Annotated in this window: 12 protein-coding genes; 7 read left to right on the top strand and 5 right to left on the bottom strand. The window is 59.8% G+C overall.

The window, feature by feature from the left end:
- Positions 1 to 4: 4 nt before the first annotated feature.
- The 5 genes from fabB to D8U73_RS13980 all read right to left on the bottom strand — a co-directional run bounded on the left by fabB (position 5) and on the right by D8U73_RS13980 (position 6,955).
- Positions 5 to 1,225, bottom strand: a complete 1,221-nt coding sequence (gene fabB, locus D8U73_RS14000; protein WP_007974551.1) for a beta-ketoacyl-ACP synthase I — start codon at positions 1,223 to 1,225, stop codon at positions 5 to 7.
- Positions 1,226 to 1,236: 11 nt separating this feature from the next.
- On the bottom strand, positions 1,237 to 1,752 hold the full coding sequence (gene fabA / locus D8U73_RS13995; protein WP_003227150.1) for a 3-hydroxyacyl-[acyl-carrier-protein] dehydratase FabA: 516 nt from the start codon (positions 1,750 to 1,752) through the stop codon (positions 1,237 to 1,239).
- A 247-nt stretch (positions 1,753 to 1,999) separates the two neighbouring features.
- Positions 2,000 to 3,901, bottom strand: coding sequence for an ATP-binding protein (locus D8U73_RS13990; protein ID WP_056853117.1), 1,902 nt, complete (start codon positions 3,899 to 3,901; stop codon positions 2,000 to 2,002).
- Positions 3,898 to 4,830, bottom strand: coding sequence for an ABC transporter substrate binding protein (locus tag D8U73_RS13985; RefSeq protein WP_056853116.1), 933 nt, complete (start codon positions 4,828 to 4,830; stop codon positions 3,898 to 3,900). Before D8U73_RS13985 ends, D8U73_RS13990 begins: the two co-directional genes overlap by 4 nt.
- Before the next feature lies 1 nt (position 4,831).
- Positions 4,832 to 6,955 carry a TonB-dependent receptor gene (locus tag D8U73_RS13980; protein WP_130904804.1) on the bottom strand — a complete coding sequence of 708 codons (2,124 nt, stop codon included), beginning with the start codon at positions 6,953 to 6,955 and terminating at the stop codon, positions 4,832 to 4,834.
- A gap of 196 nt (positions 6,956 to 7,151) precedes the next feature.
- On the opposite strand from D8U73_RS13980, the gene D8U73_RS13975 reads away from it, so the two are divergent.
- The 7 genes from D8U73_RS13975 to D8U73_RS13945 all read left to right on the top strand — a co-directional run bounded on the left by D8U73_RS13975 (position 7,152) and on the right by D8U73_RS13945 (position 13,101).
- On the top strand, positions 7,152 to 8,177 hold the full coding sequence (locus tag D8U73_RS13975; RefSeq protein ID WP_130904803.1) for an NAD(P)H-dependent glycerol-3-phosphate dehydrogenase: 1,026 nt from the start codon (positions 7,152 to 7,154) through the stop codon (positions 8,175 to 8,177).
- Positions 8,178 to 8,207: 30 nt separating this feature from the next.
- On the top strand, positions 8,208 to 8,555 hold the full coding sequence (locus tag D8U73_RS13970) for a DUF4389 domain-containing protein (RefSeq protein ID WP_056853113.1): 348 nt from the start codon (positions 8,208 to 8,210) through the stop codon (positions 8,553 to 8,555).
- Positions 8,552 to 9,007, top strand: coding sequence for a phosphohistidine phosphatase SixA (gene sixA / locus D8U73_RS13965; RefSeq protein ID WP_056853112.1), 456 nt, complete (start codon positions 8,552 to 8,554; stop codon positions 9,005 to 9,007). The genes D8U73_RS13970 and sixA overlap by 4 nt, the downstream gene beginning before the upstream one ends.
- 192 nt (positions 9,008 to 9,199) lie before the next feature.
- Positions 9,200 to 10,855, top strand: coding sequence for an AMP-binding protein (locus tag D8U73_RS13960; protein WP_130904802.1), 1,656 nt, complete (start codon positions 9,200 to 9,202; stop codon positions 10,853 to 10,855).
- Positions 10,856 to 10,886: 31 nt separating this feature from the next.
- Positions 10,887 to 11,330, top strand: a complete 444-nt coding sequence (locus D8U73_RS13955) for a hotdog fold thioesterase (RefSeq protein WP_056853110.1) — start codon at positions 10,887 to 10,889, stop codon at positions 11,328 to 11,330.
- 113 nt (positions 11,331 to 11,443) lie between these two features.
- Entirely contained in the window at positions 11,444 to 12,250 is an 807-nt protein-coding gene (locus D8U73_RS13950) for an alpha/beta hydrolase (RefSeq protein WP_056853109.1), read from the top strand.
- Positions 12,247 to 13,101, top strand: a complete 855-nt coding sequence (locus D8U73_RS13945; RefSeq protein WP_130904801.1) for an alpha/beta hydrolase — start codon at positions 12,247 to 12,249, stop codon at positions 13,099 to 13,101. Before D8U73_RS13950 ends, D8U73_RS13945 begins: the two co-directional genes overlap by 4 nt.
- Positions 13,102 to 13,130 lie beyond the last annotated feature (29 nt).

Genomic DNA, 13,130 nt, shown 5'->3' with positions numbered 1-13,130 from the left:
GGAATTACTTGCCTTCCCAGCGCTTCAGTACCAGCGTGGCGTTGGTGCCACCGAAACCGAAACTGTTGCTCATCACAGTGTTGATGGTGGCGTTCTCGCGGGTCTTGGTCAGCACCGGCAGGTCGGCCACTTCAGGGTCCAGCTCGTCGATGTTGGCGGAGCCGGCAATGAAATTGCCTTCCATCATCAGCATGCAGTAGATCGCTTCGTGAACGCCGGCGGCGCCCAGGGAGTGGCCCGACAGGCTCTTGGTGGAGCTGATGGCCGGAGCCTTGTCACCGAACACTTCACGCACACCTTTCATTTCCGCGACGTCGCCGACCGGAGTCGAGGTGCCGTGGGTGTTCAGGTAGTCGATCGGGGTGTCGACGGTGGACAGTGCCTGCTGCATACAGCGAATCGCACCTTCGCCGCTTGGGGCGACCATGTCATAGCCGTCGGAAGTCGCGCCGTAGCCAACGATTTCCGCGTAGATCTTCGCGCCGCGAGCCAGAGCGTGTTCCAGCTCTTCGACCACGACCATGCCGCCACCGCCGGCGATGACGAAACCGTCACGGTCGGCGTCGTAGGCACGGGAAGCTTTTTCAGGGGTGTCGTTGCGCTTGCTGGACAGGGCGCCCATGGCGTCGAACAGGAACGATTGGCTCCAGTGCTCTTCTTCACCGCCGCCGGCGAAAACGATGTCCTGCTTGCCCATCTGGATCTGTTCCATGGCGGTGCCGATGCAGTGCGCACTGGTGGCGCAGGCAGAAGCGATGGAATAGTTCAGGCCCTTGATCTTGAACGGAGTGGCCAGGCAAGCGGAAACGGTGCTGCTCATGGTCCGCGTTACGCGGTACGGGCCGACGCGCTTGACGCCTTTCTCGCGCAGGATGTCCAGCGCTTCCATCTGGTTCAGCGTGGAGGCACCACCGGAACCGGCGATCAGGCCGGTACGCGGGTTGGACACTTGCTCTTCGGTCAGGCCGGAGTCAGTAATGGCGTCTTTCATGGCCAGGTAGGCATAAGCTGCCGCGTGGCCGACGAAACGATAGATCTTGCGATCGATCAGTTCTTCGAGATTGAGGTCAATGGAGCCGGAAACCTGGCTACGCAGACCCATTTCAGCATATTCCGGGTTGAACCGGATGCCAGGGCGGCTTGCACGCAGGTTAGCGGAGACGGTCTCTTTGTCATTGCCCAGGCACGAAACAATGCCCAGACCAGTGATAACGACGCGGCGCATGCGAATAACCCTTAGAAGTTGTCAGTGGAGGTGAACACGCCGACCCGGAGGCCTTCGGCGGTGTAGATTTCGCGACCGTCGACAGTGACCGAACCGTCGGCGATGGCCAGGTTCAGCTTGCCCTTGAGGACGCGTTTGATATGGATGTTATAGGTGACTTTCTTGGCGGTCGGCAGGACCTGGCCGAAGAATTTCACTTCGCCCGAACCCAGCGCACGACCGCGGCCCGGCAGGCCCTGCCAGCCGAGGAAGAAGCCGACCAGTTGCCACATGGCATCGAGGCCCAGGCAGCCCGGCATCACCGGATCACCTTCGAAGTGGCAAGCGAAGAACCACAGGTCCGGATTGATATCCAGCTCGGCGACCAATTCACCTTTGCCGTACTTGCCACCCTCTTCGCTGATCAGCGTGATGCGATCAACCATCAGCATGTTCGGGGCGGGCAGTTGCGCGTTACCTGGGCCGAACAGCTCACCGCGACTGCAGCGCAGCAGATCTTCCCGGGTAAAGGCGTTTTGTTTGGTCATGCGAGCTCCTCAATAGTCCCATGCGGCAGGTGGGGCAAATCTTCCCGACCGTCCGAAGCATTCATGCCTCGAACCGGCAGCCTACTCATAGACTATTGCGTTGTGGTGAAAGTCACAGCACCAAGGACATGAATGTACACTTGTGCACTGAAATTTTTATTCAAGCCCCTTTATGGGCCTGTTCGGGTGTCTAAGACTGCCGCACTTTCGCCTTTGACGCCAGTCACAGATGGTCGAAAGGCCTGTACTACCGCACCCAGCGCTGCAGAATTTGCTGTAGATCATTACGTTTGAATGGCTTGGCCAGGTAATCGTTCATCCCCGCCGACAAGCAGGCTTCGCGGTCGCCCTGCAAGGCATTAGCCGTCAAGGCGATTATCGGCAAGTCGGTGCAGCCGGGTAACTGGCGAATCTGTCGGGTGGCTTCATAACCGTCGATGATCGGCAGGCGGCAGTCCATCAGGATCGCTTCGAAAATCAGACTTTCGGCACTGCGCACCGCCTGCGCGCCATCGGCAGCGACGCTGACAGTAAAGCCCAGACTGCGCAACATTGCTTCGATGACGGTTTGATTGACCGGGTTGTCTTCTACCAGCAGGACATTGCGGCCCTCACCGTCGCCATCGCCCGCAGGCATGCGTGAGGTCAGCGCCGGTAATGACTGTTGACAGAGTGCCAGCGGGATCTCGAGGGTGAACACCGAACCACGACCTTCTTCGCTCTGGGCACGCAAAGTCCCGCCCATGCGCTCCGCAAGCGTGCGGGCAATCGGCAGACCCAGGCCGGTCCCGCCGTAGCGTCTGGAAATTGAGCTGTCGGCCTGCTGGAATGCGTTGAACATCAATTCCAGACTGTCGGCCGGAATGCCGATTCCGCTATCGCGCACGCTGCAGGTAAACCACAGCAATTCATGATCCAGTGATTGCCACTGCGGTTCGATGGTTACGCGGCCCTGCTCGGTAAACTTCAACGCGTTGCCGACCAGGTTCACCAGAATCTGCCGGATCCGCGTCGGATCGCCTCGTACCTGCAATGCGCGCATGTCCTGAGGAATCTGCAACTGCAGCTCGAGCCCGCGTTGCGCAGCGCTGTGCTGGAAGGATTGGGCGCAGGCGCTGATCAGGTCGGCCAGGTTGAACGGGATATGCTCCAGCTCCAGTTCCGAGCGTTCGATACGCGAGAAATCGAGAATGTCATTGATGACCTTGAGCAAATGTTCGGTGGACTCCGAGGCCAGTGCCGCGTACTCGACCTGTTCCTCGGTCATCTCGGTGGTTTCCAGCAATTGCAGCATGCCCAGCACGCCATTCATCGGCGTACGCAATTCGTGGCTCATCATGGCCAGGAAGTCGGACTTGGCGTTGTTGGCCTTTTCCGCTTCTTCGCGGGTCTGGATCAATTGCTCCATGGCTTGCTGCTGTTCGCGGCTGGCCTGTTCGAGACCGCTGGCGAGATTGTTGATGTGTTGCGACAACGCGCCCAGTTCAGTGTCGTCGACGATCGGCAGCGGAGTCTTGTAGTCGCCTTCCTGAATCGCCTTGACTGCGTTGCCGATATCACGGATCGGTTGCGACAGGCTTGCGGCCAGGCGTCGGGCCAGCAGGAAAGTAAACAGCAGGGCGAACAGTGCCAGAATGGCGGCCTTGAGCAGGATTTCCTGCTGGCGCTGACTGAACGCATCATTGGACAGGCCGACGATCACCCGACCCAGATAGTCCTCGACAGGAGCGGTGGTGGCGACCTTGCTGTTCTGGAAAAAATCGTTGTGCAGCGGCACCCGTTGCAATCGCACGGGCGCCTGGAATACTTCGACCTGATGCGGTCGATTGTGGCTTGCCGACGGCTGCTCGACGTACACCAGGATCCGGTTGGCGCTGTCCTGGACCTCCAGAAAACGCACGTTGGGCGTGGCGAGTGTGGCTTTGAGCAGACTTTCCAGCACTTCGTTGTTGCCGGAAATCACCCCGTATTCCGTGGCCGGAGCGAGCTGGTTGGCGATGAGTTGGCCGGTGTGGTTGAGCTCCTGACGCAGGTCCTGGATCCGCACGAACGTGAAGAAACTGATCAACAGCAAGGTCAACAGCAGGGCAGGGCCGAGGCTGATGATCTGGGTGCGGGTATTGATGTCCCAACGGCGACGGAAGGTCATGGGCGGCGTTCTCCTTCGGCCAGCAGGGTTGCAACAGAAGATTCATTGATCTGCTCAATACCTAGTGAACGAGCCACCTGCGGGTTACTTGAGACTTTGAAACGGTGCGGGTAATACGTGCGCGGCCAAGTGGCAGGTGGCTGGTCGAGCAATTGATCAAGCATCGCCAGCCAATCGTTTTGATCGCTGTAACTGCTGGCCAGGCTTCCAGCCTTGACGAATCCGGCGTTGGGGCCGATCAGCGCCAATTGTCGGGCATAGCTGCTGAGCAACAGGTTTTTCGCGGTTTTCGAGTTGTACAGATCAGGGTCATCGAGGCCGAGCAATACGTCGCTTTTGTTGAGCAGCGTTTGCAAGGGGCGACTGTCCTGGGTGTTGTCCCAGCGCTCGCTGACCACCTCAAGCCCCAGTGGCCGGGCGGCCTGGCGCAGTTCTTTCAAGAGGAATTCGCTGTGACTGTCATACAGCACGCCAATGCGTTTCACTTGGGGCAACAGGATTTGAATCAGGCGCATCTGGCGGTCCGCAGGTGGATCGCTCCAGAGCAGACTCAGCTGTGCAGGCACCGCGTCACCCAAGTGTTGCCGGGCTTGCAGACGGCTGATACGCAACACCAGGGTCGGCGGGCCTTGGCTGTCCTGCAGGCGCCAGTCGAGGCTCGGCAAATCGAGGAGGATCAAACGGATGTCCACCGGCAGTTTGCCCGGTGCAGGCAAAGTGGCCAACGGCTGGAAACGCACGTTATCGGCAGGTCGCAACTCGCGCAGGGCCTGAACGAAGGATTGCACCCCGGAGCTGTCTTCTGCCCCGGTCAACAGAATGTCCGCGGCGTTGGCCGAAAGGCTGCCGAGCCAGCCACTGACCACCAGGCACAGCATGGCCAGCAGATGGCCCAGGCCTGGCGTCTGGCGGGGCGGACAATAAGCCATCTTAAAGTGCCAGCTCCGCGCTGAAGTACATCACTTGGCGCTCGTCATAATTATTGTCAATGAAGGTGGTCGGTTGATGATCGAGGCGGTGCTGGAGCACACCAGCCAATTCCAGGCTGGCTTTGCCCAGACGGATACGTTTGGCGATGCGCGTGTCGATCCGTTCGAAGCGGTAGCCGTTCAAGGCGTCGTCACCGTAGTAGAAAAGCGCGCTGTTCCAGCCTTTGCCCCAGTCGCGCATCCAGCCAGCGGAACCGCTATTGCGAGCCGTCTGTTGTGCGTCCTGGGGATTGCTCGCGTCGACATCGACGTAGGCGTAGGTAAAGCGCAAACGGTCAGCGTCGTCGACACGCCAGTCGAGCTGGGTTTCCGCTCCGGAAAATCGTGCGGTGTTGGCGTTACTGGCGATGAACTGATTGTTGCGCAGCGGTTCGCTGATCATGCCGGTGATTTCGTCATGGAACAGCTTTACGTCAAGAGCGAGCCTCTGTCCGGCGAAGTATCCGTTATAACCCAGTTCGCGAGAGCGCATATGTTCCTGGTCGAGATTGCCGGGGCCGCGGGTCTTGACGAAGTAACGGGCGCTGGACTGGCCATAGGCCGTCGGTTGCAGGTTGGTGACGCGGTAACTCCAGTTGACGCTGTTTTCGAACATGTCCGGCGAACGGATGGCTTCGGAGTACACCGCCCGCAAGCCATGGCGCGGGTTGATCAGGTAATTGACCGCCACCCGCGGCGTCAGTGAGTTGCCGATCAACTGCGTATCTTCGAACATCGCGCCGCCTTGCAGCAGCCAGTGTTCGCTGGCGCGCCACTCGAGTTGGCCGAATGCCCGCCACGTGGTGTCATCGAGGGTGCCATTGAAGTAAGTCTCGGAATCTGCCCGGTCGTAACGATAGTTCAAGCCACTGACCAGTCGCAGACTATCGGACAGACTCAGGGTGTCCTGCAGTTCCAGATCGTAGCGGGTCTCCCGGGTGCTTTGATCGATGTCGCCGCAAACGGTCTGCCGGGCACCATTTCGCCATTGATCGAGCGCCTGGTTGGCCAATGCTTGCTCGGTGGCCTCGCCGGGAGGGGCGCCGGGGCCGGTAAAACGTTCGATATTGCGTGCCAGGCGTTCGGTGTAGTTTGGGTCGAGCTGCCAGAGTTCGGTCAGTTGCGGACTGAACGAGATCTCGGCATCGCACGCGCGCCAGGTTTGCTGGCGATCCCAATGCTGGGCTGAGCCCTGGACATACAGACTGTGGTCGGGATTGATATCGAGGTTCCAACGCAACGAGCCGGCGTAATCCTTGGCGGTGACGTCAGAATTGTCGCCGGCACGGGTAATCCCCGAAAACACTGGACGGTAGGTATACGGCCGCTGATTACTGCCTTCTTTGGCGTTCAATTGCCAATCGATACTTTGGCGTTCGTCGAGCGCTTGGCTGACGGCCAGATTGAAGCGATTCAAACGGCGGCTGTCGCGATAATCGGCGCCGTTGCGGTCGGTGTCGAAGCCGTCGTCCTGCTGGCCGGACAACGACAGGCGTAGATCTCCGTCATTCCAACCCACGCCCTGGCTGGCGTAAAAATCGTTGATGCCGCGTTGGCCACGAGTGACTTTCATCCGCGTGCCATGGCTGTCGGCCGGGTTGCGCGTAATGATATTGACCACCGCCATCAGCGCATTGGCGCCATAGCTGACGGTGTTCGGGCCGCGGAAAACTTCGATGCGCTCGATATCCTCCATGGCCACCGGAATGTCGCTCCAGTCCACCGTAGCCAGGCCGGCGCGGTACACCGAGCGACCGTCGATCAATACCTGCATGCGCCGCGCTTCGCTGGCGCTGGTGCCGTGATAATTCACCGTCGCCTGGTTGCCGCTGATGTTGCCGACCATCATTCCGGGCACCAATCGCAGCACTTCACTGATGTCCCGGGCACCCGTGGCATTGATCAGCGCACTGTCGATCACGGTCATGCTTCCCGGAACGGCCGCTGGCGACTGTTTAAGGCGCGTGGCCGTCAGCACCTGCGGCAACGGTTCGCTATCGAGGAACAAGTCGTCTGCCAGCAATGGCGAGCTGAAGACCAGCGCCAGCACCAACGGCGAGCGAGGTGAAGGAGAACCCAGTGACACAACACATCCTTGTCAGCAATTGATGGCGCGCATGTTAACCGAGGCCGATGACTTTTCCAGTCACGATGTCAGCATTTTCCTGGGGTTTTATCCTGCACCTTTCAACTTGCGCCGGTAATTGACACAGGGGCTGGCCGACACTGGGGCGCTCCGTATAATGCCGACATCGCCACTGGTATGGATTAACGGATTACATATGACTGAACAGCGCCCGATTGCGGTCCTGGGAGGCGGAAGTTTTGGTACCGCCGTGGCAAACCTGCTGGCCGAAAACGGTCACCAGGTCCTGCAGTGGATGCGTGACCCTGAACAGGCCGAAGCCATTCGGGTCAATCGTGAGAACCCGCGTTATCTCAAGGGCATCAAGATTCTGCCCGGCGTGACGCCGGTCACCGATCTGCAAGCCACCCTTGAAGCCTGCGATCTGAGTTTCGTTGCGCTGCCATCCGGCGCGTTGCGCTCGGTGCTGGCGCCGCACGCCGAGCGTCTGCGCGGCAAGATGCTGGTGAGCCTGACCAAAGGCATCGAGGCTCATACGTTCAAATTGATGAGCCAGATTCTCGAAGAGATTGCCCCGCAAGCACGCATCGGCGTGTTATCCGGGCCGAACCTGGCCCGCGAAATCGCCGAACATGCGCTGACCGCCACGGTGGTTGCCAGTGAAGACGAGGAACTCTGCGAGCGGGTTCAGGCCGTGCTGCATGGCCGCACCTTCCGTGTGTACGCCAGTGCGGATCGATTCGGCGTGGAACTGGGCGGCGCGTTGAAAAACGTCTACGCAATCATTGCCGGCATGGCCGTGGCACTGGAGATGGGCGAAAACACCAAGAGCATGCTGATCACCCGGGCGTTGGCGGAAATGACCCGCTTTGCGGTCAATCAGGGCGCCAACCCGATGACTTTCCTCGGCCTGGCGGGCGTGGGCGATTTGATCGTGACCTGCTCCTCGCCGAAAAGCCGCAACTATCAGGTCGGTTTTGCCCTCGGTCAGGGCTTGAGCCTGGAAGAGGCGGTCAATCGCCTGGGTGAAGTGGCCGAAGGCGTGAACACCCTCAAGGTGCTCAAGGCCAAGTCCCAGGAGGTGGGCGTTTATATGCCGCTGGTCGCCGGGCTGCATGCGATTTTGTTCGAAGGGCGCACGCTGGAACAGGTGATCGCGCTGTTGATGCGTGGTGAACCCAAAACCGATGTCGACTTTATTTCCACCAGCGGTTTCAACTGAGCCCACCCCTTAACCGGAACGGAGTGAGACATGAACGATCAGAAAGTAGAAGCCAAGTACGAATCCATCCTGCTGCGGGTGTTGTGGATGGTGGTTTTTGTGCTGGTCTGGCAAGTGGCGCAATTCATCCTGGGTGCCGTGGTGCTGGTGCAGTTGATCTATCGTTTGATTTACGGCGCCCCGAGCGCCAGTTTGATGAACTTCGGCGACAGTCTGAGCCAGTTCCTGGCTCAGATCGGTCGGTTCGGCAGTTTTCACAGCGACCAGAAGCCTTGGCCGTTCGCCGATTGGCCGACGCCGCGTACGCCGGAAGGTGAAGCGCCGCACGTCGTGGCGCCAGCGCCGCATCCGGCCCGAGATGAGGAACCCAAGCTATGAAACTCTGGGTATTGCGTCATGGTGAAGCCGTACCACACGGCTCCCGCCCCCACGATTCGGAGCGGGAACTGACGGACCACGGTCGTGAAGAAGTATTGCGCAGTGCGGCACTGCTGATCGGCCAGCCGCTGACCGCGATCTACGCCAGCCCCTACCTGCGCGCACAGCAAACAGCGCAGTTGGTGCGCGAAGCGTTGGGTTTCGAACCGGAAATTCGCACTGTCGATTGGCTGACACCGGACACTGATCCGGACAAAGTGGCCGAGCAAATGGTTGCGGTGAGTGACGTATTGCTGGTCAGTCACAACCCGTTGGTGGGCAATTTGCTGAGCTATTTGCAACACGGTGCCGGACACCCACCGGAGCGGATCAGCACTGCCGGGCTGGCGGAACTCGAAGGCAGTGAACTGCTGGTCGGCTCGATGAGGCTCAACAGCGTCAAGCACCCATAGCCGTCTTTGATTTTTCTTATGCAGGAGCGAGGCTTGCCCGCGAAGCTTTTGGCAATTCAGAGGCTCCCTTCGCGGGCAAGCCTCGCTTCTACAGGCAGAGAGGGCTTGAAAAAAATCGTACAAAATAGCTAACCAAGCACTTGCTTGGTTGACTACGCTTGCTCCAGAACAAAAAAAACAGGAGCGAGTCGCATGTCTGCTGCTTTTCGTTTGCCGCTGGACGTTTTCTACGAGCGTGAAGCCCGTCATCCGCGCCAGCGCTTTTTGGTGCAGCCCGTTGGCGGTGGGCAAGTCGAGACCCTGACCTGGGCCGACGTCGGCCATCAGGCCCGCTGTGCAGCACATTGGTTGCGAGCGCGGGAGTTGCCACAAGGCAGCCATATCGCCCTGATTTCGAAAAACTGCGCCCACTGGATCATTGCCGACCTGGCGATCTGGATGGCTGGCCATGTCTCGGTGCCGCTGTACCCGAACCTGACGGCCGAATCCGTGGCCCAGGTGCTGGAGCATTCTGAAGCGGTCCTGGCCTTTATTGGCAAACTCGACGACTGGCCCGGTATGTCCCGAGGGGTGAGCCCGGACTTGATGACGATCAGCCTGCCGCTGCATCCGCCTGGCACCTTCGATTTCAGCTGGGCCGATCTGCAACGCAGCTCACCGATCCAGGACGATCCCAAGCCTGCCGCCGATCAACTCGCGACGATCATCTACACCTCCGGCACCACCGGCATGCCGAAGGGCGTGATGCACAGTTTCGGTAACCTTGGGTTTGCGACCACACGTGGCACGTCGTTATTCGGCCTCAACGAGTCGGACCGACTGTTGTCCTATTTGCCGTTGTGCCATGTGGCCGAACGGATGTTCGTCGAACTGGCCTCGATCTATACCGGGCAAACCGTTTTTTTTGCCGAGAGTCTCGATACTTTTCTCACCGACCTGAAACGTGCGCGACCGACGGCGCTGTTTGGCGTACCGCGGATCTGGACCAAATTCCAGATGGGCGTGTACAGCAAGATCCCGGCAAAACGCCTCGATTTTTTGCTCGGCTTGCCGTTTATCGGCAAGCGGGTTGGGCACAAGGTGCTCGCCGGGTTGGGGCTTGATGCGTTGCGCGTGGCCTTGTCCGGTGCCGCGCCGGTGCCACAGACCTTGTTGCTGTGGTACCGCAAATTGGGCCTGGACGTGCTGGAGGTCTACGGCATGACCGAAAGCTGTGGTTACTCGCACATATGCCTGCCGGGCCAGAACAAACCCGGCTGGATTGGCAAGCCATGCCCCGAGGTGGAAGTGCGCATCGAGGAGTCGGGCGAGGTGCTGGTGCGTAGCGGCGCGACCATGCTCGGCTATTTCAAGGAACCGCAGAAAACCGCTGAAACCATCACCGAGGACGGTTTCCTGCGGACCGGCGACAAAGGCGAAGAGGACGCCGAAGGCAACTTGCGCCTGACTGGGCGTTTGAAGGAAATCTTCAAGACCAGCAAAGGCAAATACGTGGCACCGGCACCGATTGAAAATCGCTTGGCGGTGCATTCGCGCATCGAACAGGTTTGCGTGGTCGGCGATGGCTTGAGTGCGCCGTTGGGGCTATGCGTACTCTCGGCCGTCGGGCAACAGGAGGCGCGCGCGGGGTTGCATTCAAGCCTGGAAAAACTGCTCGAGGAGGTCAATGCCGCACTCGACAAGCACGAACGTCTGCGGCGTCTGGTGGTGGTCAAGGACAGCTGGGCCGTGGAAAACGGCTTCCTCACGCCGACCTTGAAGATCAAGCGCAACGTCATCGAAGCGGCTTACGGTGGGCAATTCGAAGAATGGAGCGAGCGCAGCGAAGCAGTGCTGTGGCAGGATTGAGTCACGAACAAAACCAACAAGGAATCCAGCGATGAGTTTGTGGCGCACCACCCCCAACATCGAACAGTTGAATGCAATCCAGAAGAACACTATTGGCGAAGTGTTGGACATCCGCTTCGAAGCCTTTGATGAAGAGTCGCTGACCGCGAGCATGGTCATCGACCACCGCACCCACCAGCCTTATGGCTTGCTGCACGGCGGCGCTTCGGTGGTGCTGGCTGAAACCGTCGGCTCCATGGCCAGTTACCTGTGCATCGACGCCAGCAAGTTTTACTGCGTGGGCCTGGAAATCAACGCCAACCATTTGCGCGGCCTGCGAAGCGGGCGAGTGACGGCGGTGGCCAAGCCGATTCACATCGGGCGCACGACCCATGTCTGGGACATCCGCCTGACCAGTGATGAGGGCAAGGCCAGTTGCGTGTCGCGCTTGACCATGGCGGTGGTGCCGTTGGGCGAGAATCCGCCGGCACGTTGAGAGCAGTCCATAGCTTTGACCGGACTGTCATCATTCCTGTCAGTTACGGTCATTGCTGTAGTACGTGGTCTTACGGACAATCAACACCTGTTTTCGCTCATGGATTTGCCGGTATGTCGCAACAGATATTTTTCGCCCACGCCAACGGGTTTCCTTCGGGCACCTACGGCAAACTGTTCGCGGCGCTGGCGCCCGAGTATCAGGTGACGCATCTGGAGCAACACGCCCATGACCCGAGGTTTCCGGCGGACGACAACTGGTACAACCTGGTGGATGAGTTGATTCATCACCTGGAGCAGCAGCCGGAACCGGTTTGGGGTGTCGGCCATTCCTTTGGTGGCGTACTGCACCAGCACGCTGCGTTGCGCTGTCCTCATCTCTATCGCGGCGTGGTGATGCTTGATTCCCCCGTGCTGACCCGGACTGATCAATGGGTGATCCGTGCGGCCAAGCGTTTGGGTTTCATCGATCGCCTGACCCCGGCGGGTCGTACCCTGGGGCGGCGGGAAGAGTTCGCCGATCTCGACAGTGCCCGCCGCTATTTCGCCGGCAAAACCCTGTTTCGCAGCTTCGATCCGGAATGTTTCGACGCCTATCTGCAACACGGCTTGCACAAGGTCGGTGACAAGCTGCGCCTGCGCTTCGACCCGGCCACGGAAATCAGTATCTACCGTGGCGTACCCCACACCAGCCCCGGCCGCACGCGACAATTGAAAGTGCCGCTGGCGGTGGTGCGCGGGCGCAGCAGCCGGGTGGTGATGCGCCACCACGCCAGTTCGGTCGGGCGCATGCCTTTGGGAGAGTCCCTGACCATGCCTGGTGGCCACATGTTTCCCCTCGAACGTCCGCAAGACACCGCCCTGTTGCTGAAAAACCTGTTCAGCAAATGGGAAGGACGCCGCCCACAGGATTGCGCATGAGTCACGTCGTTGAAGAAGTCCGCCTGAGCCTGCCGCACATCGAGCTGGCGGCGCATCTGTTCGGCCCGGAAGACGGATTGCCGGTGATTGCCTTGCACGGCTGGCTCGACAACGCAAACAGCTTCGCCCGACTGGCGCCGAAGCTTAAAGGTCTGCGCATCATTGCACTGGACATGGCAGGGCACGGCCATTCCGGGCATCGCCCGCCCGGCGCGGGGTACGCCATGTGGGACTATGCCCACGATGTACTGCAAGTCGCCGAACAAATGGGCCTCAAGCGCTTTGCCCTGTTGGGCCACTCGATGGGGGCGATCGCGTGCTTGATCATCTCCGGGTCTTTGCCGGAGCGAGTCACTCATCTGGCCTTGATCGATGGCGTCATTCCGCCTACCGACAAGGGCGAAAATGCGGCCGAACGCATGGGCATGGCCCTGCAAGCGCAGCTGGATTTGCAAGAAAAACGCAAACCGGTCTACGACACCCTCGATCGAGCCGTCGAGGCTCGAATGAAAGGGTTGGTGGCGGTCAGTCGCGAAGCCGCCGAACTGCTGGCGCAACGTGGCTTGATGCCGGTGCCGGGCGGTTACACCTGGCGCACCGATAACCGCCTCACGCTGCCATCGCCGCTGCGTCTTACGACCGAACAGGCAATGGCATTCGTCAAACGGGTGAGTTGTCCGGCAAAACTGGTGGTGGCCGCCGACGGCATGCTCGCCAAACATCCAGAATTGCTGGAGCGTCTACCCTTTAGCCGTGAACAGCTGCCTGGTGGCCACCATTTGCACTTGAACGACGAGTCCGGTGCCGACCTTGTCGCAGACTGTTTCAATCGGTTCTTCGCCATTCCTTGACTTGCACCAGGCAACTGTCGAGGCTGGGC

The organism is Pseudomonas sp. Sample_22, assembly GCF_004307635.1.
Lineage (GTDB): Bacteria > Pseudomonadota > Gammaproteobacteria > Pseudomonadales > Pseudomonadaceae > Aquipseudomonas.
Note: the sequence above shows the minus strand (reverse complement) of the source record. Positions and strands in the feature narration are given on the sequence as shown.